At 71.7% G+C, this 20,311-nt stretch carries 20 protein-coding genes and 1 pseudogene; 12 read left to right on the forward strand and 9 right to left on the reverse strand.

The features are described from left to right. Window positions 1-22 precede the first annotated feature (22 nt). Genes ACN9MM_RS30900 through ACN9MM_RS30910 form a run of 3 tightly spaced genes read left to right on the forward strand, consistent with a single transcriptional unit; the run spans window position 23 to window position 2,011 of the window. A complete protein-coding gene (locus tag ACN9MM_RS30900; protein WP_426367001.1) occupies window positions 23-484 on the forward strand; it encodes an SUKH-3 domain-containing protein in 462 nt (153 codons plus the stop codon). Continuing rightward, the gene (locus ACN9MM_RS30905; protein ID WP_426367002.1) at window positions 477-869 is read left to right on the forward strand and encodes a YwqJ-related putative deaminase; all 393 of its coding nucleotides are present in this window, start codon (window positions 477-479) and stop codon (window positions 867-869) included. The genes ACN9MM_RS30900 and ACN9MM_RS30905 overlap by 8 nt, the downstream gene beginning before the upstream one ends. A gap of 11 nt (window positions 870-880) precedes the next feature. Beyond that, a complete protein-coding gene (locus ACN9MM_RS30910; RefSeq protein ID WP_426367003.1) occupies window positions 881-2,011 on the forward strand; it encodes an SUKH-3 domain-containing protein in 1,131 nt (376 codons plus the stop codon). A gap of 55 nt (window positions 2,012-2,066) precedes the next feature. Here ACN9MM_RS30910 and ACN9MM_RS30915 read toward each other — a convergent pair whose 3' ends face one another. Next, entirely contained in the window at window positions 2,067-2,891 is an 825-nt protein-coding gene (locus ACN9MM_RS30915; RefSeq protein ID WP_426367004.1) for a helix-turn-helix transcriptional regulator, read from the reverse strand. 91 nt (window positions 2,892-2,982) lie between these two features. Between ACN9MM_RS30915 and ACN9MM_RS30920 the strand changes: the two genes are divergently transcribed. Both ACN9MM_RS30920 and ACN9MM_RS30925 read left to right on the forward strand, forming a co-directional pair. Continuing rightward, a complete protein-coding gene (locus ACN9MM_RS30920; protein ID WP_426367005.1) occupies window positions 2,983-4,668 on the forward strand; it encodes an AMP-binding protein in 1,686 nt (561 codons plus the stop codon). A 78-nt stretch (window positions 4,669-4,746) separates the two neighbouring features. Next, window positions 4,747-6,333: an AMP-binding protein gene (locus ACN9MM_RS30925; protein ID WP_426367006.1), complete on the forward strand. Its 1,587-nt coding sequence runs from the start codon at window positions 4,747-4,749 to the stop codon at window positions 6,331-6,333. Here ACN9MM_RS30925 and ACN9MM_RS30930 read toward each other — a convergent pair. The 3 genes from ACN9MM_RS30930 to ACN9MM_RS30940 all read right to left on the reverse strand — a co-directional run bounded on the left by ACN9MM_RS30930 (window position 6,330) and on the right by ACN9MM_RS30940 (window position 8,445). After that, window positions 6,330-6,857, reverse strand: a complete 528-nt coding sequence (locus ACN9MM_RS30930) for a GNAT family N-acetyltransferase (protein ID WP_426367007.1) — start codon at window positions 6,855-6,857, stop codon at window positions 6,330-6,332. The two genes, ACN9MM_RS30925 and ACN9MM_RS30930, sit on opposite strands and share 4 nt — an antisense overlap. Before the next feature lie 19 nt (window positions 6,858-6,876). Then, on the reverse strand, window positions 6,877-7,707 hold the full coding sequence (locus ACN9MM_RS30935; RefSeq protein ID WP_426367008.1) for a TIGR04222 domain-containing membrane protein: 831 nt from the start codon (window positions 7,705-7,707) through the stop codon (window positions 6,877-6,879). Between the two features lie 96 nt (window positions 7,708-7,803). Continuing rightward, window positions 7,804-8,445 (reverse strand): hypothetical protein, encoded by a 642-nt coding sequence (locus ACN9MM_RS30940; RefSeq protein ID WP_426368865.1) that lies wholly within the window; start codon window positions 8,443-8,445, stop codon window positions 7,804-7,806. A 742-nt stretch (window positions 8,446-9,187) separates the two neighbouring features. Here ACN9MM_RS30940 and gcl point away from each other — a divergent pair. After that, window positions 9,188-10,975: a glyoxylate carboligase gene (gcl, locus tag ACN9MM_RS30945; RefSeq protein ID WP_426367009.1), complete on the forward strand. Its 1,788-nt coding sequence runs from the start codon at window positions 9,188-9,190 to the stop codon at window positions 10,973-10,975. Between the two features lie 9 nt (window positions 10,976-10,984). On the opposite strand, the gene ACN9MM_RS30950 is transcribed toward gcl, so the two are convergent. Continuing rightward, window positions 10,985-12,001, reverse strand: a complete 1,017-nt coding sequence (locus tag ACN9MM_RS30950) for an ArsR family transcriptional regulator (protein WP_426367010.1) — start codon at window positions 11,999-12,001, stop codon at window positions 10,985-10,987. Window positions 12,002-12,059: 58 nt separating this feature from the next. Here ACN9MM_RS30950 and ACN9MM_RS30955 point away from each other — a divergent pair, with 58 nt between their 5' ends. Next, complete coding sequence (locus ACN9MM_RS30955; protein ID WP_426367011.1) at window positions 12,060-13,292, forward strand: MFS transporter; 1,233 nt, start codon at window positions 12,060-12,062, stop codon at window positions 13,290-13,292. Here the strand turns inward: ACN9MM_RS30955 and ACN9MM_RS30960 are convergent. The 4 genes and pseudogenes from ACN9MM_RS30960 to ACN9MM_RS30975 all read right to left on the reverse strand — a co-directional run. Continuing rightward, window positions 13,228-13,566: pseudogene (locus ACN9MM_RS30960) on the reverse strand (HNH endonuclease); the annotation flags it as partial. The gene ACN9MM_RS30955 and the pseudogene ACN9MM_RS30960 sit on opposite strands and share 65 nt — an antisense overlap. A 546-nt stretch (window positions 13,567-14,112) precedes the next feature. After that, window positions 14,113-15,570 (reverse strand): catalase, encoded by a 1,458-nt coding sequence (locus tag ACN9MM_RS30965; protein WP_426367012.1) that lies wholly within the window; start codon window positions 15,568-15,570, stop codon window positions 14,113-14,115. Window positions 15,571-15,758: 188 nt separating this feature from the next. Beyond that, complete coding sequence (locus ACN9MM_RS30970) at window positions 15,759-16,649, reverse strand: 2-hydroxy-3-oxopropionate reductase (RefSeq protein ID WP_426367013.1); 891 nt, start codon at window positions 16,647-16,649, stop codon at window positions 15,759-15,761. Between the two features lie 47 nt (window positions 16,650-16,696). Continuing rightward, window positions 16,697-17,530 (reverse strand): TIM barrel protein, encoded by an 834-nt coding sequence (locus ACN9MM_RS30975; protein ID WP_426367014.1) that lies wholly within the window; start codon window positions 17,528-17,530, stop codon window positions 16,697-16,699. Between the two features lie 137 nt (window positions 17,531-17,667). Between ACN9MM_RS30975 and ACN9MM_RS30980 the strand changes: the two genes are divergently transcribed. The 5 genes from ACN9MM_RS30980 (at window position 17,668) to pucL (ending at window position 20,300) form a co-directional block, all read left to right on the forward strand. Continuing rightward, window positions 17,668-17,922, forward strand: a complete 255-nt coding sequence (locus ACN9MM_RS30980; protein ID WP_382865653.1) for a hypothetical protein — start codon at window positions 17,668-17,670, stop codon at window positions 17,920-17,922. Between the two features lie 44 nt (window positions 17,923-17,966). After that, on the forward strand, window positions 17,967-18,305 hold the full coding sequence (locus tag ACN9MM_RS30985) for a helix-turn-helix domain-containing protein (RefSeq protein WP_382865943.1): 339 nt from the start codon (window positions 17,967-17,969) through the stop codon (window positions 18,303-18,305). A gap of 155 nt (window positions 18,306-18,460) precedes the next feature. Then, window positions 18,461-18,985 carry a 2-oxo-4-hydroxy-4-carboxy-5-ureidoimidazoline decarboxylase gene (uraD, locus tag ACN9MM_RS30990; protein ID WP_426367015.1) on the forward strand — a complete coding sequence of 175 codons (525 nt, stop codon included), beginning with the start codon at window positions 18,461-18,463 and terminating at the stop codon, window positions 18,983-18,985. Further along, complete coding sequence (gene uraH, locus ACN9MM_RS30995) at window positions 18,982-19,371, forward strand: hydroxyisourate hydrolase (protein WP_116158141.1); 390 nt, start codon at window positions 18,982-18,984, stop codon at window positions 19,369-19,371. Before uraD ends, uraH begins: the two co-directional genes overlap by 4 nt. Window positions 19,372-19,376: 5 nt before the next feature. Then, the gene (gene pucL, locus ACN9MM_RS31000) at window positions 19,377-20,300 is read left to right on the forward strand and encodes a factor-independent urate hydroxylase (protein ID WP_426367016.1); all 924 of its coding nucleotides are present in this window, start codon (window positions 19,377-19,379) and stop codon (window positions 20,298-20,300) included. Window positions 20,301-20,311 lie beyond the last annotated feature (11 nt).

The raw sequence follows: 20,311 nt of genomic DNA on the forward strand, positions 1-20,311 counted from the left end.
GAGAGAGCCTGCAATGCCGAGAATGACAACGGAGGAAGTCGAGGCAGCCCTGGTCGAGGCGGGCTGGTCGCGGGGCCGGGACATCGGTGCACAGGTGCCCGAACTCCTCGACTTCGTCATGGAACGCTTCGCCGAGGAAGGTCATCCGGTCGAAGCGTTCCAGGCCGCCCAGGACTTCGTCCGGGAATTCGGCGGGCTGCGCCTGGTGATTCCGGGAACACCGCCGGACGCCGTCGGATTCACCCCGCACTGGATCTACGAGGAGAGCGGCGAGGACGTCGCCGAACTCGCGGGGAACCTGGGGAAGAAACTCTTTCCCGTCGGATACGAGACCTTCGACGGAGCCATGGTTCTCATCGACGAGACCGGCCGCTTCTTCCTCCTGCACCACACCGGTCCCTATTTCCTGGGAGCGAACACCTACGAGGCCATCAGCTGTCTGCTGCGCGGCCCCCAGCAGGAAGCACGGGACTACTTTGTCTGACACCGTTCCGGGAATCGCCTCCTCCCTTCTCGTCCAGGGGACGATCACCAGCCAGACCAACCTCACCGGCGACGGAGAGCCGCGGCTCCACCCCGCCGTGCGGGAGTTCTTCGACGCGCTCGCACCGAGCCTGCGCGAGCCGTTCCTCGGTTACTGTGCCGAGTCCGCGCTCGTCTCGGACCGGCTGTACGCGGTCGACGCCCAGCGCGCGGACGGGGGGACCACGAGCCTCGCCGAGGCCCCGGCACACTTCACGGGCGCGGCCCTCGTCTCCCGCAAGGTGCGCCCGCACGGCGACCCCGAGCACGGCACGCCCGCCGCCCTCTGCCGCTCCTGCGCCGCCCTGGCGGGGACGCTCGGCATCACCGTCCTCCAGGACTCCTGACCGGGGGCACGATGACGACGGAGCAGACGACGGCCGGGCGGGCGACGGCGGCCCCCGGGACCCCCGCCACCCCCGAAGGCGGACGCGAGGGCGGGGACGTCACCCTCGACCGTGGACGCGCGGGCCGGGACGTCGCCCTCGACCGTGGACGCGCGGGCCGGGACGTCGCCCCCGACGGTGGACGCGAGGGCCGGGACGTCACCCCCGGGACTCCCGCCACCCCCGACGGTGGACGCGAGGCCCAGTACGGCACCTCCCTGGCGCCGGCCGGCTGGCACCCAGGACGTGACGCCGGTGACGCCGCCATGAGCGCCGTCCTCAAGACGGCGGCCCTGGGGCCCTGGGACCTCTTCCCCGCGGCCGAGCGCGCGGTCCGTGAGTTCCACGGCCTCCGGCCGGAACCGGCGGCCCACGGGGGCCGCGAGGTCGCGGCGACCGGCTGGGTCGTCGATCCCCAGGAGGCCCGGTTCTCCGGCCCGCCCCTGCACCGGCTCGCCGACACGCTCGGCATCCGCGTCTTCCCTCTCGGCCGCACCGCCGCGGACGCGCCGATGGCCGTGGACGAGGAGGGCCGGCTGTTCTCCCTCGGCACGGGAGGCCCCTGGCTGCACGGGGAGACCGTGCGGGACGGGCTGATCGCGCTGACCGAAGGGCTGCGTCCCGTACGAGTGCGGGGCCGGGAGTGGCGATGGCCGCTGCGGACGGAACCGGCGGACCTGGCCGCGGGAGTCCGGGCGGCACTCGTCGCCGTCTACGTCCTGCACACCCACGGCCTGTTCGACGCCCGCGTCGTCCACCTGCGGGCCACCACGCTCCGGGGGATCGGCGTGACCGTCCTCGACCAGGGCTTCCCCCTGCGCCGGGGATCCCTGGAGGACAACGCACGGCCCCTGGCCGAGGCGATGGAGGCGGAGCTGTCCGCCCACGTGCAGGCCCCGGCCTCCTGCGCGCTGCTGCTGTCCGTGCCGGCACCGCCCCGGACCGCGCCCCCACTGGCGAGCCTCGACTGCGCCGTCGCGCTCGGGGGCACGAACGGCTTCGCCCTGACGCTGAAGGCGGGCCCGGGAGCCTCCATCGGCCGCCCGGCGGCCGCCCTGGAGGCCGCCGTCACCGCCTTCGACGCCTGGGCCGCCGCGCTCTGAGCGCGACGGCCTCGGCGCGCCCGCCGAGCACCCGGCCCGATCGGCCGGACGCCTCCTAAGGCAGCGCCCCCGCCCGTCGGGCCGCGACCACTGCCTCCAGGCGGGTGTGGGCGCCCAGTTTGCGCATCGCCGAGCGCAGATAGCCCTTCACCGTCTCCGGGCGGAGGCCGAGGCGGGCGGCCGCCGTCGCGTTCGTCGCGCCCGAGGCGACCGCCGCGAGCACGTCCGTCTCGCGCGGGGTCAGGGACACCCCGGGGGCGGCAGGCGCGGCGCCGGAGGCCGATTCCAGGCGGCCGCAGACGGCGAGCAGCCGGTCGCGGAGCGCCGGGTCGTCGACCTTCGGCGCCAGTTCGCGCAGCTCCCCGTACGCCTGGCGGACCTCCTCCCAGGACGGGCCCGGCGCGGGCGGTGCGAGCAGTTGCCGCACCTCGTCCCGTACCGCCAGGGCCTGCTCCACGTCACGGGCCGCCGCCATCGCCGCGTCGAAGACGCGCTCGCCGATCGGGAGGGACTCGCGCAGCGCCCCGTACAGCACGCCGCGCACTTTGCGCCGCACGACCACGGGGACGGCGATCACCGCGCGCAGCCCCTCCGCCGAGACCGGGACGTCGTACTCGTGGGTGATGTGCCGCGACGCCTGGTAGTCCGTGACCGCGCACGGCCGCGACAGCGCCAGGCACTTCCCGCCGAGGCCCGAGCCGGCCGAGATCGCCAGGCCGCGCAGCGTCGGCGTCACCGCCCCGCTCAGCTCCGCGATCCGCATCGAGCGGCCCGCCGCCCCCTCCTGGAGCAGCCCGCCGAACACGACGGGCAGCCCGCTGGCGCGCCTCAGCCGCAACAGGGCCGTCCGCCACTCCACCGCTTCCGTCATCTCGGGCACGGAACCACTCCTTCACCCCCGAACGGGGGTAGTGAGACCTGGGTCACCGATTACACGATGTCCGGGACAGGTCCCGCAATGAGGAGGACACATGACGCCCACGAGCGCGACCGGCGCCACGGAGAGGTTCCGGGCCGCCCGGGACTTCCTGCTGGAGCATCGCGAGGACTACGAGACGGCCTACGAGGGCTTCACCTGGCCCCGGCCCGACCGTTTCAACTGGGCGCTCGAATGGTTCGACGTCATCGCGCGCGACAACGACAGGACCGCGCTGCACATCGTCGAGGAGGACGGCTCCGAGACGCGGGTGAGCTTCGCCGAGATGTCCGCCCGGTCGAACAGGGTCGCGAACTGGCTCCGGGCCCAGGGCGTCCGCGCCGGCGACCGGATCATCCTGATGCTCGGCAACCAGGTCGAGCTCTGGGAGACCGTGCTCGCCGCGATGAAGCTGCGCGCCGTCCTCATCCCGGCCACCCCGCTCCTCGGCCCCGCCGACCTGCGCGACCGCGTCGACCGCGGCCGCGCCCGGCACGTGATCGTGCGCGCCGAGGACACCGCCAAGTTCGACGACGTCCCCGGGGAGTACACCCGGATCGCGGTCGGCGGCGACGGGGTGCGCTGGCTGGGGTACGAGCACGCCGACCGGGAGTCGGACGTCTTCGAGCCCGACGGCGTCACGCTCGCCGACGACACCCTGATGCTGTACTTCACCTCCGGTACGACCGCCCGCCCCAAGCTGGTCGAGCACACCCACGTCTCGTACCCCGTCGGCCATCTTTCGACGATGTACTGGATCGGCCTCAAGCCCGGCGACGTCCACCTCAACATCTCCTCGCCCGGCTGGGCGAAGCACGCCTGGTCCAACCTCTTCGCGCCGTGGAACGCGGAGGCGACCGTCTTCATCCACAACTACACCCGCTTCGACCCGGCCCGCCTCATGGGCGAGATGGAGCGGAACGGCGTCACCAGCTTCTGCGCCCCGCCGACCGTGTGGCGGATGCTGATCCAGGCCGACCTGAGCCAGCTGAAGACCCCGCCGCGCGAGGTCGTCGCCGCCGGCGAACCGCTGAACCCCGAGGTCATCGAGTCGGTGCGGCGTGCCTGGGGCGTCACCATCCGGGACGGCTTCGGCCAGACCGAGACGGCCGTCCAGGTGTCCAACAGCCCCGGCCAGCGGCTCAAGGAGGGCTCCATGGGACGCCCGAGCCCCGGTTTCCGGGTCACCCTCGTCGACCCGGTGAGCGGCCGGCCGGATGCGGAGGAGGGCGAGATCTGTCTCGACCTGGCCGCCAACCCGGTGGGCCTGATGACCGGCTACCACGGCGACCCGGAGCGTACGGCCGAGGCGATGGCGGGCGGCCACTACCGCACCGGCGACATCGGCTCCCGGGACGCGGACGGCTACATCACGTACATCGGGCGGGCCGACGACGTCTTCAAGGCCTCCGACTACAAGATCAGCCCCTTCGAGCTGGAGAGCGCCCTCCTGGAGCACGAGGCCGTCGCCGAGGCGGCCGTCGTCCCCGCCCCCGACCCGCTGCGGCTCGCCGTCCCCAAGGCGTACATCGTCCTCGCGGCGGGCTGGGAGCCGGACGAGGAGACCGCGAAGGCCCTCTTCGCCCACTCGCGCGCGGTCCTCGCCCCGTACAAGCGGGTCCGCCGCATCGAGTTCGCCGACCTGCCCAAGACCGTCTCCGGCAAGATCCGGCGCGTCGAACTGCGCCGGCTGACGGCGGAGGGCGGCGGCAAGGAGTACACGGAGGGGGACCTCGCATGATCGCCGTGAATCGTCCGTACGGGGAAGGGGACCTCGCATGACCACCGTCGATCTCCCGTACGCGGAAGGGGACCTCGCATGAACCTCGCCTACGCGCACGGGGTGTCCGAGACCCCGCTCCTCGGCGACACCATCGCCGACAACCTCGACCGGGCCGTCGCCGCCTGGCCCGAGCGGGAGGCGCTCGTCGACGTGCCGACCGGGCGGCGCTGGACGTACGCCGCGTTCGGCGCCGACGTCGACCGGCTGGCCGGGGCCCTGCTCGGCAGCGGCGTCCGCAAGGGCGACCGGGTCGGCATCTGGGCCGTGAACTGCGCCGAGTGGGTGCTCGTCCAGTACGCCACCGCCCGCATCGGCGCCATCATGGTGAACATCAACCCGGCCTACCGCGCCCACGAGTTGGCGTACGTCCTCAAGCAGGCCGGCATCTCGCTGCTCTTCGCCTCGCTCTCCCACAAGACGAGCGACTACCGGGCCATGGTCGAGCACGTGCGCCCCGAATGCCCGGAGTTGCGGGAGGCCGTCTACTTCGGCGACCCGACCTGGGACGCGCTGCTCACCCGGACGCCCGGGGAGCTGCGCCCGGAGCCGCTCTCCTGCGACGAGCCCGTCAACATCCAGTACACCTCGGGGACGACGGGCTTCCCGAAGGGCGCCACGCTCTCCCACCACAACATCCTCAACAACGGTTACTTCGTGGGCGAGATGATCGCCTACAGCGAGCAGGACCGCATCTGCATCCCGGTGCCCTTCTACCACTGCTTCGGCATGGTCATGGGCAACCTCGCGGCCACCTCGCACGGCGCCTGCATGGTCATCCCGGCCGCCTCCTTCGACCCCGCCGCCACCCTCCGCGCGGTGCAGGAGGAGCGCTGCACCTCGCTGTACGGGGTGCCGACGATGTTCATCGCCGAGCTCAACCTGCCCGACTTCGCCGCGTACGACCTCTCCACGCTCCGCACCGGGATCATGGCGGGCTCGCCGTGCCCGGTGGAGGTGATGAAGAGGGTCGTCGCCGAGATGAACATGGCCGAGGTGTCGATCTGCTACGGCATGACCGAGACCTCGCCCGTCTCCACCCAGACCCGCCGCGACGACGACCTGGAACGCCGCACCGGCACGGTCGGCCGGGTCATGCCGCACGTCGAGGTGAAGGTCGTCGACCCGGCGACCGGGCTGACCGTGGAGCGCGGCACGGCGGGGGAGCTGTGCACCCGCGGCTACAGCGTGATGCTCGGCTACTGGGACGAGCCGGAGAAGACCGCCGAGGCGATCGACGCCGGCCGCTGGATGCACACCGGGGACCTCGCGGTCATCCGCGACGACGGCTACGTGCAGATCGTCGGCCGCATCAAGGACATGATCATCCGGGGCGGGGAGAACGTGTACCCGCGCGAGATCGAGGAGTTCCTCTACGGGCACCCCAAGATCGCGGACGTCCAGGTCGTCGGCGTCCCCGACGAGCGGTACGGCGAGGAGATCCTGGCCTGCGTGATCCCCCGCGACCCCGCCGACCCGCCCACCCTGGACGAGATCACGGCCTTCTGCCGGGACCGGCTCGCCCACTACAAGATCCCGCGCAGGGTGGAGATCCTCACCGAGTTCCCGATGACCGTGAGCGGCAAGGTGCGGAAGGTGGAACTGCGGCAGACGTACGGTTCCTAACCGGCGTCCCGGACGAGCTCCCGCCGCATGCAGACGCGGGGCCACACCGACAGCCCGTGGGCCGCCTCGGCCCGGCTGATGGCACGCAGCCCCTCCGTGAGCGCGGGATCGGAGTCGGCGAGCGGACGGAAGCCGAGCCGCGTGTAGTACGGGGCGTTCCACGGCACCTCGGTGAAGGTCGTCAGCGTCAGGGCCGCCAGGCCCTGCTCCCTGGCGGCCGCCGCCAGATGCTCGATCAGCGCCCGGCCGACGCCCCGGCGGGCGGCGTCCGGGTGCACCGACACCTGCTCGATGTGGGCGGCGCCGTCGACGGTGTCCGCGAGCAGATAGGCGACGGGGCGGTCGGCGGCGTCCACCGCCACCCAGGCCCTGCCCGCACCGCGGTACGCCTCCAGAACGTCCAGGGGCAGCGGGTCGTCGTCGGCGATCGCCGCCATGCCGAGAGTACGGAACGGCTCGCCCGCCGCCCGTTCGATGTCCTGGAGCAGCGGGAGTTCGGCCGGAGCGGCCGCTCTGATGCGCATACGACAGTATGGCGCGGCCTCAGCGGGACGGACCTCCCGCGCCCGGAGCGCCGTCCGACGGCGGCCGGTTCCGGTCGTCCTCGCGGTCGTTCCGCGGGGCGCCCTCGTCCTCCCACGGGCGGTCGAGCAGCCCGCCGTCCCGCGAGAACCGGGGCAGGAACAGGGCCAGGGCCGGATCGCCGTACAGCGCCACGTACAGCTGCACCAGCCGTCCGTCCGTGACCTCCCGGCGGTGGGACGGCAGCGGATACCGCTCCCGCAGGCCGGTGAGGAGCCGCCGTGCCGCCCTCGTGGTGTCCGGCAGCCGCAGCAGCGCCACCGCCACCAGCACCGCCGGCACCCCGGCCGCGAGCGCCCGGGCGAGCCCCGCGCCCGACACCCCGGTCGTGAACGGCCCCGCCACCGCGGTCACCGGTACGCAGACCAGCAGCACCCGGGCCGCCCACCACCGCGCGAGCGGGCGCAGCAGCCCGGCCCCGCGCAGCTCGCCGCGCAGGGCGTCCACGGCCCGCCGCGCCTCGGGGCGCAGCGCGAGGGTCCGCAGCGCCAGGGCCCGGTGCAGCGCCCCGTGCACCCCGAGCTGTACGGGGTCACGCGTGCGGCCCGGTCCGCCATTGGCCCGAATCGTATGTTTACGGCCCGCCGCGACCGCGCCGCGCTGGTGCAGCGCCACGAGGGCGACGGTGACCGCCGCCCGCCGCCCGCCCCGCAGCAGCGCGAGGGCCTGCGGCGGGGGCGTGGCGCCCGCCCCGGTCTCCTCGCTGCGGGTTCCGCAGCTCCTCAACAGCAGTGCGGCGAGCAGCAGTTCGACCCAAGCCGCTCCGATGAACCACCACATCCCCGTCGACATGACACCCACCCCCGAGGGTGTTGTGCCCGGGGGAGCGTGATCGTCACGCGTGAATGGCCGATTTCGGATGCCGAGGAGTTGTGAGGGGCTTCCCGCTCAGGCGTCGCCCGCCGCGAGTGCCTCCGCGGCGGGGTTGACCGGCTGCGGGGTGCCGGTCAGGTCGAGGGCGAAGAGCGGGAGACCGATCTCGTCGGCGCGCGAGCGGGCCTCCGGGGTGTAGCCCGCGAGCGAGAAGAACACGCTCACCGTCGCGGAGGTCAGTCCGTTGAGCCAGAGGCACTCGACGGCCCGCAGCCCGGCCGGCCGGGTGCTCGGGTCGACCTGGGCGACCAGGCCGGGCGCCCGCAGGTCCACGCCGGACGCGGGGCGCTCCTCGGGCTGGACGACGTCCCGGAAGCCGAGCCAGCGGAGGTATCCGGCAGCCGCCGCGACCGCGTCGCGCGAGGTCCGGATGGTCACGGGCCGGAAGGCCCCGCGCAGGGGTGCGGGGTGCGGGGCCGTGACCGGCAGCGGGGTGTGTGCGGGATAGCGCTCGGCGAACGTCCGGGGGCCCGAGGGACCGGGCCCGGCCGTACCCGCCCCGCCCCGGGCCCTCGGGCCCGGCCCGAACCAAGGGGACCCGGGCTCGACGGGCACGGCCCGCACTCCGTCGGCGGCCCCGTCACCGGCGACCGCACCGCCCTCGCCACAAGGGTCGCCCGCGGCCCGGCCGCCTGGGCCCCCGGGCGCGCCGCCCATGCCGCCGCTCGCGCCGCCGGGCGTTTCGCCCAGGCCGTCGCGCGTGCCGCTCACCACGGGGGGCGTGCCGTCCACGACGGGGGGCGTGCCGCCCACGCCGAGGGGCGCCGTACGACCGTGCGCGCCGCCCGCCGCACCGTCGGCCGGGCTGCCGGGCGTTTCGCCGCCGGTGCCGTCCGTCCCGCCATGGGCCGCGCTGCGCGCCGCCCCGCCACCTGCCCCGCTGTCCGTGCCCGGCCCGCCCGCCACCCCCGGCCGTATCGGTATCCGCAGGACCGTCCCGCACGGGCAGCCCAGTTCCGGGTGGGGCCAGTCGGTCTCGTCGCCGCAGGCCCCGCAGCGGACGGTGACCCAGGCGTCGGCCCAGTTCCGGTGTCTGACCGGCTCCGCGGACTCGCCCGGGGCGACGGCCGGCGCGACCGGGCTGCCGCACGCGCAGGGGAAGGCGGGTGGCGCGTACGCCTGCGTCCGCAGGCACTCCGGACAGCGCACCGGTACCGACTCGCCCACAGCCCAACCCCCTGTCGTTCCGCCCCATCGTCCACCCATCGGACGGCCCGGGGAGGGTCTTCGGCCACTTCCGTGATCCCGGCGGGCGGACCTCTCTTGACGGCTCTCCGCAGCCCGACCTACATTGCTTCCGTATAACAGAACAGTATTTCCGCATTACGGAAACAGGCGGTCGGGCCTCCCGAGACGAGCCACCCGCCTGGATCCGCCCGGCCGAAGCAGGAGCACTCCCATGCCTCGTATGACCGCCGCCGCAGCGGCCGTTGAGATCCTCAAGCGCGAAGGCGTCACCCAGGCGTTCGGCGTCCCCGGCGCGGCGATCAACCCCTTCTACCGCGAGCTCAAGAACGTGGGCGGCATCGGCCACACGCTGGCCCGCCACGTCGAGGGCGCGTCCCACATGGCCGAGGGCTACACCCGTGCCAAGGCCGGCAACATCGGCGTCTGCATCGGTACCTCCGGCCCGGCCGGCACCGACATGATCACCGGCCTGTACTCGGCGATCGCCGACTCGATCCCGATCCTCTGCATCACCGGCCAGGCGCCGACCTCGAAGCTCCACAAGGAGGACTTCCAGGCCGTCGACATCGCCAGCATCGCCAAGCCGGTCACCAAGGCCGCGACGACCGTCCTGGAGGCCGCGCAGGTCCCCGGCGTCTTCCAGCAGGCCTTCCACCTGATGCGCTCCGGCCGTCCCGGCCCGGTCCTCATCGACCTCCCGATGGACGTCCAGCTGACCGAGATCGAGTTCGACCCGGAGACGTACGAGCCGCTGCCGGTCTACAAGCCGTCCGCGACCCGCGCCCAGGCGGAGAAGGCGCTGTCCTTCCTCCTGGAGTCCGAGCGCCCGCTGATCGTCGCCGGCGGCGGCATCATCAACGCCGACGCCACCGACCTGCTGGTCGAGTTCGCCGAGCTGACCAACATCCCGGTCATCTCCACCCTCATGGGCTGGGGCACCATCCCGGACGACCACGAGCTCGCCGCCGGCATGGTCGGAGTCCAGACCGCGCACCGCTACGGCAACGCGACCTTCCTGGAGTCGGACTTCGTCCTGGGCGTCGGCAACCGCTGGGCCAACCGTCACACCGGTTACAACATGGACGCCTACACCAAGGGCCGGAAGTTCGTCCACGTCGACATCGAGCCCACCCAGATCGGCAGGATCTTCGCCCCGGACTTCGGCATCGCCTCCGACGCCAAGGCCGCCCTGGAGCTCTTCGTCGAGATCGCCAAGGAGTGGAAGGCCGCGGGCAGGCTCCCCGACTTCTCCGCCTGGGCCGCCTCCGCGCAGGAGCGCAAGGCCACCCTCCAGCGCCGCACGAACTTCGACAACATCCCGATCAAGCCGCAGCGCGTCTACGAGGAGATGAACAAGGCCTTCGGCCCGGAGACCCGCTACGTCACCACGATCGGCCTCTCCCAGATCGCCGCGGCGCAGTTCCTGCACGTCTACAAGCCGCGCCACTGGATCAACTGCGGCCAGGCCGGCCCGCTCGGCTGGACCATCCCGGCCGCCATCGGCGCCGCCACCGCGGACCCGGAGACCCCGGTCGTCGCCCTCTCCGGCGACTACGACTTCCAGTTCATGATCGAGGAGCTGGCGGTCGCCGCCCAGCACAAGGTCCCCTACGTCCACGTCCTCGTGAACAACGCCTACCTCGGCCTGATCCGTCAGGCGCAGGGCAACCTGGGCATCAACTTCGAGGTCAACCTCGAGTTCGAGAACATCAACACCCCGGAGATCGGCGTCTACGGCGTCGACCACGTCAAGGTCGCCGAGGGCCTCGGCGTCAAGGCCATCCGCGTCACCGACCCCGACAAGCTCGGCGAGGCGCTGGAGGAGGCCAAGAAGCTGGCCGTCGAGCACCAGGTCCCGGTCGTCGTCGAGGCCATCCTGGAGCGCATCACCAACATCGCCATGAGCAAGACGGTCGACATGAGCGACGTCACCGAGTTCGAGGAGCTGGCCACCGAGCCCGGCCACGCGCCGACCGCGATCAAGGCCCTCCAGGTCTGATCGAATCCCTCAACAGAGGGACCGACCCCCGCCCCGAGGAGCACCGGGGCGGGGGTCTCCCTGTGCCGCCACCAGGACCGCGCCCGCCTCCGTCCACTCGTAGAGCACCGAGCGGCCCGCCCTCCCGCGCCGGACGAGCCCCGCGTCGAGCAGCACCTTCAGGTGCCGTCCCACCGAGCCGAGCCCCTGCCCGGTGAGCGCCACCAACTGGCTGGTGGACAGCGGGGATCCGAGCCGTACGAGCACTCCGGCGCGGGCCGGCCCGAGCAGGGTCCCCAGGGCCTCCGGCGCCGTCGGTCCGGCCGCGTCCGCCAGCACTCCCGAGCAGGCGTAGACGATCGCGTACCGCTCCGTCTCGTCCCAGGACACCCAGCCCGTCGCCGGCGTCACCGGCACGAGCAGCAACCGTCCCCTGTCGACCGAACGCGGCGGATAGTCACGGGTGTTGACCTGGAGCCGCCCGTCGCCCAGCCAGCGCATCTTCCCCGGGCACAGCTCGTCGAGCGCCGACGCCCAGCCGCCCCGGCTCAGCAGCGCCGTCCGCGCCACCACGTCGGCCTCCAGGATCCGTCGCCGCCGCGCCCACTCCGGCCGCACCGTCTCCCGCCAGACCCAGCCGAGCACGCCCGCGAGCCGCTCCGGAAGGTCGCGCGCGGAGCGCAGCGGCTCCGGGACCGGACCTCCGACCGCCACCGCCAACTGGTCCACGGCGTCGGCCGGTCCGGTCGCCCGCACCGCCTCGACCTCCTCCTCGAAGCTCCGCTCGCGGTCGCCCAGCGGGGTCGGGGTGAGGAAGTCCGCGTTCCAGGTGGGCCCGATCGCCGCCCGCACGAGCAGTGCGTCGAGCGGCTCGGCCGCCAGCCGCTCCCGGTACGCGGGCAGGTGCCGGACGAGCCAGCCGCGCTCGCCCGGATGCGTCGCCGCCCCCGCGTGGAGGGTCTTGAGCGAGGCGACCGTCTCGGCGAGCGGCGAGAGCACGAACCCGCTCCCCGCCAGGGTGTCCGTGCCGATCTGCCACCAGCCCATGTTTCGCCTCCCCGCGAAACACTACCTGCGGCCCGCGCGCTCTCCGAGACTCCGCTCCATGCCCCGCTACCGCACGCTCTTCCGCACGCCCGAATTCACCCCGCTCTTCGCCACCGGCGCCGCCCACACGGCCGCCCAGACCGTCGCCGGACTCGGTCTCGCCACGCTCGTCTTCCGCGCCACCGGGTCCCCGTTCCTCTCCGCCCTCGCCCTCTTCGGCCCCTCGCTCGCCCAGCTGCTCGGCGCGACCACCCTGCTCTCCGCCGCCGACCGGCTGCCACCGCGCGCCGCGATCTCCGGCATCGCCCTCTTCTTCGCCCTCGGCACCGCCGTCCTGGCGATCCCCGCCCTGCCGACCTGGGCGGTCTTCGTGATCCTGCTCGCCGAGGGGCTCGCGGCCTCGCTGGGCGGAGGCGTGCGCCACGGCCTCCTCAACGAGATCCTCCCGCGCGAGGAGTACCTCCTCGGCCGCTCCGTGATGAACATGGCCACCGGCGCCTTCCAGATCGGCGGCTTCGCCACCGGCGGGCTCCTCGTCGCGCTGCTCTCGCCGCGCGGCACCGTGCTGGCCGGGGCGGGGCTCTACCTCGCCGCCGCCCTGGCCGCCCGCCTCGGTCTCGGCGCCCGGCCGGCCCGCGCAGCCGGGCGGCCGTCGGTCGCCGAGACCTGGCGCACCAACGGACGGCTCCTGTCCGTGCCCGCCCGCCGCCGCGCCTACCTCGCGCTCTGGGTGCCGAACGGCCTCGTCGTCGGCTGCGAGTCGCTCTTCGTGCCGTACGACCCCGAGCGCGCCGGGCTCCTCTTCGCCTGCGGCGCGCTCGGGATGCTGGCCGGGGACACCGCCGTCGGCCGCTTCGTACCGGCGCGGCTGCGGGCCCGGATCCGCTTCCCGCTCCAGGCGCTGCTCGCGGCCCCGTTCCTGCTGTTCGCCCTCGGCCCCGGGCTGCCCCTCGCGCTCGTCCTCGTGACCGTGTCGGCGGTCGGGTACGGGGCGAGCCTGCTGCACCAGGAACGGCTGATGACCCTGGTGCCGGAGGAGCTGAGCGGTCACGCGCTCGGGCTGCACACGTCGGGGATGCTGGCGCTCCAGGGGGTGAGCGCGGCACTGGCCGGCACCCTCGCCCAGTACACGTCACCGCGTACGGGCATGGTGCTGCTCGCCCTCGCCTCGCTCACCGTGACGTTCCTGCTCGCCCGGGCCGAGCGCGGCGGGGAGCCCGGGGAACCTACCGGGGTGCCCTCGACCGCAGCACGACCGTCTCCTCGCAGGGACCGTCGGCGAACAGCTTGAGCGCGTCCGTTTCGTCCTTGTCGGCGGACAGGCTCCAGCGGAGCTTGGTGGCCACCCACTCGCCGACGTAGCGGCAGTAGCGGCCGGGGTCGGCGGGCACCCAGTCGGCCGGGTCCCGGCCGGCCTTGTCCCGCAGGCTGCGGGCGGTGACGACGACGAGGGTCGCGGGCGCGCCCTGGTCGTTCGCGTACTGCTCGCGCCGGGCGGCGGTCCAGCCGGAGGCCCCCGACTCCCAGGCCTCGGAGAGCGGGACGAGGTGGTCGACGCGGAGCGCGAGACGGCGGGGGAGGGGACGGCGAGCGGGGACAGGATCAGTGCGAGCGGCGCGAGACCGCGCATCAGGTTCTTGATCAAGTACGAGTGGATAGCGCCGGCGCCGTGGCAGGGCGGCCCCGAACCGCGGTGGCTCCCCCGAGCGGGTGCGGATCTGCACCGCAGAAACGATGCGCTGGCGGTGCCGTACAAAGAAGAAGAGCGCGGAACCAGGGACCGTAAACCTGGTTCCGCGCTCTCCCGCTTGTGACCGCCCGACGGCACGAGGCTGGCGCGACAGGACGTTCGCGTCGCCGGGCGGAGTCTTGGGGATCCCTCGGAAGGGGGGCGTTGGGACCGCGGCGGTGCCGACGGGCGCCGTGGTGATCCTCTTCCTTCAGGTCAGGAAGGGGGCCCGGCGTCCTTACCACCGCACTGGCTCGGAGCCGCCGCGGTCCTCACGCTTGTCCGGTCCGCCGACCACCCCTCATCCGGGCCGGCGATCCGGACCACGTACGGCACTGACCTCCCGTCAGGTGCCGTACGCAGTCTGGGTACTGCGGTGCGGTCAGTCCTCGCGCAGGGCCTCGACGGCCGCGCGGACGCGCTTGCCGTAGTCCGCGTCGGCGGCGGCGAAGTGCGCGAGGTTCTTCTCGATGACGTCCTCGCGGGACACCTGGGACAGACCGCCGGCGATGTTGGCGATCAGACGGCCCTTCTCGTCCTCGGACATCAGGCGGTAGAGCTCACCGGCCTGGAAGAAGTCGTCGTCCTTGGTGTGCGCGGGCGCCTCGTGGGTGCCGGTCCAGCCGTGGATCGCGAGCGGCGCGGAGAGCGCGGCGTCGGTCTGGGCCGGACCCTGGTACGAGTTGGGCTCGTAGTTCTTGTCGTGGCGCGAGCCCTGGCGGGTGGCCATGGCGCCGTCCCGGCCGTAGTTCTCGGCCACGGTCGCCTTGGGGGCGTTCACCGGGAGCTGGGTGTGGTTCACGCCGAGGCGGTACCGGTGGGCGTCCGCGTAGGCGAAGAGACGGCCCTGGAGCATCTTGTCCGGCGAGGGACCGATGCCCGGCACGAAGTTGTTCGGGGAGAACGCGGCCTGCTCGACCTCGGCGAAGACGTTGTCCGGGTTGCGGTCGAGGACCAGGCGGCCCACGCGCTGCAGCGGGTAGTCGCTGTGCGGCCACACCTTGGTGAGGTCGAACGGGTTGAAGCGGTACTCGGCGGCCTCGGCGGCCGGCATCACCTGGACGTACAGGGTCCAGGACGGGTTCACCCCGCGCTCGATGGCCTGGAGCAGGTCCGTCTGGTGCGAGTTGGCGTCCTTGCCGACGAGCTCGGCGGCCTGGTCGGCGGAGAGGGAGCGGATGCCCTGGTTCGTCTTGAAGTGGTACTTGACGAAGAAGGCCTCGCCCGCCTCGTTGGTCCACTGGTAGGTGTGCGAGCCGTAGCCGTTCATGTGACGGTACGAGGCCGGGATGCCGCGGTCGCCCATGAGCCAGGTGATCTGGTGGGTGGCCTCGGGGGCGTGCGCCCAGAAGTCCCAGACGTTGTCCGGCTCCTGCTTGCCCGTGAAGGGGTCGCGCTTCTGCGAGTGGATGAAGTCGGGGAACTTGATCGGGTCCTTGATGAAGAACACCGGGGTGTTGTTGCCGACGAGGTCGTAGTTGCCCTCTTCGGTGTAGAACTTCAGGGCGAAACCGCGGGGGTCGCGCACCGCGTCCGCGCCGCCGAGCGAGTCGGCCACGGTGGAGAAGCGGAGGAAGGTCTCGGTCTTCTTGCCGACCTCGCCGAGGAAGTCCGCCTTGGTGTACGCGGTGACGTCGTCGGTCACCTCGAAGTAGCCGTACGCACCGGAACCGCGGGCGTGCACCACGCGCTCCGGGATCCGCTCACGGTTGAAGCGCGCGAGCTTCTCCAGCAGGTGCTGGTCCTGGAGGAGGAGAGGGCCACCGACGCCGGCGGTGGCGGAGTTCTGGTTGTCGGCGACGGGGGCGCCGGACTCGGTCGTAAGCACGCGCTTCGACATCGTGACCTTCCGTACGGGAGCTCTGCTGACGGTCCGAGGAGCGTAAATTCGGCTCGAACAGCACGTCAACAGTTTGTTGAAAATGAAGTGTGGTGTTCCGGTCGGCGACGACGCCTGGGCGCGACAGGACAGGTTGTCAGCGCCGCCGCCGACCGGAAATCAGGGGCCCCGGTGAAGGGGCGGGGGGATCAGACCTGCTGGCCGGAGAGGCGCTCGACGGCGCGGAGCAGGGCCGAGTGGTCCAGGCCGCCGTCACCCTGTGCGCGCAGCGAGGCGACGAGCTGGGCGACGACCGCGCCGACCGGGAGGGCCGCACCGACGTTGCGGGCGGCGTCGGTGACGATGCCCATGTCCTTGTGGTGCAGGTCGATCCGGAAGCCGGGCTTGAAGTCCCGGTTCAGGAAGTTGTCCTTCTTGCGGGTCAGCACGGTCGAGCCGGCCAGACCGCCGTTGAGGACGTCCAGGGCGGCCTGGAGGTTCACGCCGGACTTCTCCAGGAAGACCACGGCTTCGGCGCAGGCCTGGATGTTGACCGCGACGATCAGCTGGTTGGCGGCCTTCACCGTCTGGCCGGAGCCGTGCGGGCCGCAGAGCACGATGGTCTTGCCGAGGGCCTCCAGGATCGGGAGGGCCTCGTCGAAGTCGGCCTGCTCGCCGCCGACCATGATCGAGAGCACGGCCTCGATCGCGCCGGCCTCGCCGCCGGACACCGGGGCGTCGATGACGCGGATGCCCTTCTCGGCCGCATTCTTCGCCAGGTCGACCGAGGTCTGCGGGGTGATCGACGACATGTCGACGATCAGCGCGCCCTGCCTGGCGTTCTCCAGGATGCCCTCGGGGCCGTAGGAGATGGCCTCGACCTGCGGGGAGGCGGGCACCATCGTGATGATGACGTCGGCGTCCTTGACGGCCTCGGCGATCGAGCCGGCCACGGAGCCGCCGGCCTTGGCCAGGCGGTCCAGCTTGTCCTGCTCCAGGGTGAAGCCGGTGACCGAGTAGCCGGCCTTGAGGAGGTTCTCGGACATGGGGGAGCCCATGATGCCGAGGCCGATCCAAGCGATCTTGGGAAGAGTGCTCATGGTGAGGGTGCCTCTCAAAACAAGGTGGTACGGGGAGGGGGCCTGCGTCAGCGGGCGGCGCGAGCCTCTGCCGGGAGCCATTCGAAGGACGCGGCGGCGTCGGCGGCCTTGTACTCCAGGCCGACCCAGCCGTCGTAACCGGCCTTCTTCAGCTCGTCGAGGAGCTGCTCCAGCGGCAGGTCGCCGGTGCCCGGCGCGCCGCGGCCCGGGTTGTCCGCGATCTGGACGTGGCCGGTCTTGGCCGCGTACTCCGCGATGACCTGGCTGACGTTCTCGCCGTTCATCGACAGGTGGTAGATGTCGAGGAGGAACTTGGCGTTGCCGAGGCCGGTGGCCGCGTTCACCTTGTCGATGACCTCGATGGCGGAGGGGGCGCTCACCAGCGGGTAGAGCGGCGACTCCGGCTTGTTCAGGGTCTCGACGAGGAGGATCGCGCCGATGCGGTCGGCCGCGCGGGCGGCCAGGACCAGGTTCTCCAGGGCGAGGGTGTCCTGGATCTGCGGGTCCACGCCCTCGACGCGGTTGCCGTAGAGCGCGTTGAGCGCCTTGCAGCCGACCGAGGCGGCGAAGTCGGCGGCCACCTCGATGTTGGCGCGGAAGCGGTCCGACTCTTCCCCGGGCACGGAGAGGGCTCCGCGGTCCGGGCCGGGGAGCTGCCCGGCGTAGAAGTTCAGGCCCACCAGCTGGGTGCCGGCGTCCTCAAGGGCTTTCTTGAGGGCGTCGAGCTCGCTCTGCTCGGGGGTGGCGGTGTCGATCCAGGGCCACCACAGCTCGACCGCGGTGAAGCCCGCCGCGGCGGCGGCCGCGGGGCGCTCCAGGAGCGGGAGTTCCGTGAAGAGGATCGACAGGTTCACATCGAAGCGCTGGTCCGTGTATCCCATGAGGGGCGGCGCTCCTTCCGTATTGCGGAAGTAAGTTTCTGTCTGACGGAATGTTGCAAGGAGGGTGTCGTACTTGTCAAGAGGTCCCCGCAGGTCCGGGGCTCCCGTCGGGAGGGGTGGGGCCGTAGCGTGGGGCCATGGAGCGTTTGAGAGTGGAGTTCACGACCGAGCCGTTCGACCTCGACGAGGCGCCGGCGCACGCGGTCGTGGCCCGTGAGGTCATCCAGTCCGCCGAACTGGACGCGGTCGACGTCGGCCCCTTCGGCAACACGGCGGAGGGCGGCGCCGACGCGGTGCTCACCGCCGTCGACTCCCTGCTGCGCAAGTCGCTCGCGGCCGGCGCCACGCGCGTCTCGCTCCAGGTCAATGTCATCGGGGAGGGCGAGAAGTGAGCGAGCACCCCTTGGTCGCGGCCGTGAAGCCGCTGGTGGACGCCATGGGCGCCGAGCTGCTGGTCCCCGCGCAGGCGGAGGGCGACGACGTGGTCCTGGCCTGGGAGGGCGAGGACGTGCTCGCCGTGCGGCTGCCGCAGCTCTCGGACTCCCTGGACCACATCCTCGCGGCGATGGAGCGGCGGCACGGGATGCCGCTGGCCGAACTGGACCGCAAGGCGAAGCAGGAAGTCGTCCGGATCCTGGAGGCACGCGGTGCCTTCTCGGTCCGTCATGGAGTGGAGACGGTGGCGGGCGCGCTCGGTGTCAGCCGTTTCACCGTGTACAACTACCTCAACCGGGAGACCGCCCTGAACAGGGAAAAGGCCACCAAGGGCGAGTAGTTGATCATGTATGGCCACAAGCCGTCGTCCGCATGTCGGGACGACGGCTTTTGTGTGGCCGAGTTTTCAACAAAGTGTTGACGTTGTGTTGCGGAGGGCGTTAGCTATCCGCAGCCCGTCCGACGCACAGCGAAAAACAGCCACGGAGGCTTCCCGTGACTTCAGGTACGACACCGGGCCTCACCCGGTTCAACACCTCCTCGGACAGCGAGGCCGTCGCCGCGCTCCACGAGGTGTGTTCCAGTTCGGCGTGGGGGAGCAAGCTTGTCGCCCAGCGCCCGTACACCACCGCCGAAGCCCTCTTCCTCGCCAGTGACGCCGCCATGGCCGAGCTGACCACCGAGGACCTGGCCGAGGCGATGGCGGGGCACCCGCCGATCGGTCGTCCGAAGGCCGGGGACCCGACCTCCTCCCGCGAACAGAGCGGGATGGCCGGCGCCTCCGCGGAGCTCAAGGCCGAGATGCTCGAACTCAACCTGGCCTACCAGGACAAGTTCGGTCATGTCTTCCTCATCTGCGCCACCGGCAGGACCGGCGAGCAGATGCGCGACGCGGTCCGGGACCGGATCGGCAACTCGCCCGAACGGGAGCGGGAGATCGTCCGCACCGAACTGGGCAAGATCAACCGCATCCGGCTGACCCGTCTCGTAGAGACCTCCGAGGAAGAGAGCTCCGCATGAGCACCGACACCACCGCCTCGGTGTCCACGCACATCCTGGACACCAGCATCGGCCGCCCGGCCGAGGGCGTGGCCATCACGCTCGCGGCCCGCAGCGGCTCCGACGCGGAATGGGTCACGCTCGGCGGCTCCGCCACCGACGCGGACGGGCGCTGCAAGGACCTGCCGGCGCTGCCGGAAGAAACCACCCACGTACGTCTCGACTTCGAGACCGAGACGTACTTCGCAAAGAAGCAAGCCGAGGCGCAGCAGGACGCCCCCCGCGTAAGGGACAGCGGTGCGTTCTTCCCGGAGGTGGCGATCACGTTCGCCGTCAAGCCGGGCGAGCACTACCACGTACCGCTGCTGCTCAACCCGTTCGGCTACTCCGTTTACCGAGGGAGCTAGCAGACATGCCCACGATTCTCGGCCAGAACCAGTACGGCAAAGCAGAGAACCGCGTCGTCAAGATCACGCGGGACGGCGCCACCCACCACATCAAGGACCTGAACGTCTCCGTCGCCCTCTCCGGCGACCTCGACGACGTCCACCTCACCGGCTCCAACGCCCACTGCCTCCCCACCGACACGACGAAGAACACCATCTTCGCGTTCGCCAAGGAGCACGGCATCGAGTCCGCCGAGCAGTTCGGCATCCACCTCGCCCGCCACTTCGTGACGAGCCAGGAGCCGATCAAGAAGGCGCGCATCCGGATCGAGGAGTACTCGTGGGAGCGCATCGCCTCCTCCGACGCCAACTCCAAGTTCATCGGATCCGACGAGGTGAACCACTCCTTCGCCCGCAAGGGCCAGGAGACCCGCGTCACCCAGATCAGCTACGACGGCGAGAAGTGGGAGGTCATCTCCGGCCTCAAGGACCTCGTCGTCATGAACTCCACCAACTCGGAGTTCTGGGGCTACATCAAGGACAAGTACACCACCCTCCAGGAGGCGTACGACCGCATCCTGGCCACCCAGGTGTCCGCCCGCTGGCGCTTCAACTGGACCGACGACGACCAGCGCATGCCCAACTGGGAGCGCTCGTACGAGCAGACCAGGAAGCACATGCTCGAGGCCTTCTCGGAGACGTACTCGTACTCCCTGCAGCAGACGCTGTACCAGATGGCCACGCGCATCATCAACCACCGCTCGGAGATCGACGAAGTCCGCTTCTCGCTCCCGAACAAGCACCACTTCCTGGTGGACCTCGAGCCCTTCGGCCTGAAGAACGACAACGAGGTCTACTACGCCGCCGACCGCATGTACGGCCTCATCGAGGCCACCGTCCTCCGTGACGGAGCCACGGCGCAGATCCCGGTCGACATGACCAACCTCTAAGCGGCATCTGA

The sequence above is a fragment of the Streptomyces sp. E-08 genome (assembly GCF_049913095.1).
Lineage (GTDB): Bacteria > Actinomycetota > Actinomycetes > Streptomycetales > Streptomycetaceae > Streptomyces.

What these genes read in the sequence shown, in the direction of transcription:
- ACN9MM_RS30900 (WP_426367001.1), top strand. Translation starts at nt 23, where the DNA reads ATGACAACGGAGGAAGTCGAGGCAGCCCTGGTCGAGGCGGGCTGGTCG.
- ACN9MM_RS30910 (WP_426367003.1), top strand. Translation starts at nt 881, where the DNA reads ATGACGACGGAGCAGACGACGGCCGGGCGGGCGACGGCGGCCCCCGGG.
- ACN9MM_RS30920 (WP_426367005.1), top strand. Translation starts at nt 2,983, where the DNA reads ATGACGCCCACGAGCGCGACCGGCGCCACGGAGAGGTTCCGGGCCGCC.
- ACN9MM_RS30925 (WP_426367006.1), top strand. Translation starts at nt 4,747, where the DNA reads ATGAACCTCGCCTACGCGCACGGGGTGTCCGAGACCCCGCTCCTCGGC.
- ACN9MM_RS30930 (WP_426367007.1), bottom strand. Translation starts at nt 6,857, where the DNA reads ATGCGCATCAGAGCGGCCGCTCCGGCCGAACTCCCGCTGCTCCAGGAC.
- ACN9MM_RS30935 (WP_426367008.1), bottom strand. Translation starts at nt 7,707, where the DNA reads ATGTCGACGGGGATGTGGTGGTTCATCGGAGCGGCTTGGGTCGAACTG.
- ACN9MM_RS30940 (WP_426368865.1), bottom strand. Translation starts at nt 8,445, where the DNA reads ATGGGCGGCGCGCCCGGGGGCCCAGGCGGCCGGGCCGCGGGCGACCCT.
- gcl (WP_426367009.1), top strand. Translation starts at nt 9,188, where the DNA reads ATGCCTCGTATGACCGCCGCCGCAGCGGCCGTTGAGATCCTCAAGCGC.
- ACN9MM_RS30950 (WP_426367010.1), bottom strand. Translation starts at nt 12,001, where the DNA reads ATGGGCTGGTGGCAGATCGGCACGGACACCCTGGCGGGGAGCGGGTTC.
- ACN9MM_RS30955 (WP_426367011.1), top strand. Translation starts at nt 12,060, where the DNA reads ATGCCCCGCTACCGCACGCTCTTCCGCACGCCCGAATTCACCCCGCTC.
- ACN9MM_RS30965 (WP_426367012.1), bottom strand. Translation starts at nt 15,570, where the DNA reads ATGTCGAAGCGCGTGCTTACGACCGAGTCCGGCGCCCCCGTCGCCGAC.
- ACN9MM_RS30970 (WP_426367013.1), bottom strand. Translation starts at nt 16,649, where the DNA reads ATGAGCACTCTTCCCAAGATCGCTTGGATCGGCCTCGGCATCATGGGC.
- ACN9MM_RS30975 (WP_426367014.1), bottom strand. Translation starts at nt 17,530, where the DNA reads ATGGGATACACGGACCAGCGCTTCGATGTGAACCTGTCGATCCTCTTC.
- ACN9MM_RS30980 (WP_382865653.1), top strand. Translation starts at nt 17,668, where the DNA reads ATGGAGCGTTTGAGAGTGGAGTTCACGACCGAGCCGTTCGACCTCGAC.
- ACN9MM_RS30985 (WP_382865943.1), top strand. Translation starts at nt 17,967, where the DNA reads ATGGGCGCCGAGCTGCTGGTCCCCGCGCAGGCGGAGGGCGACGACGTG.
- uraH (WP_116158141.1), top strand. Translation starts at nt 18,982, where the DNA reads ATGAGCACCGACACCACCGCCTCGGTGTCCACGCACATCCTGGACACC.
- pucL (WP_426367016.1), top strand. Translation starts at nt 19,377, where the DNA reads ATGCCCACGATTCTCGGCCAGAACCAGTACGGCAAAGCAGAGAACCGC.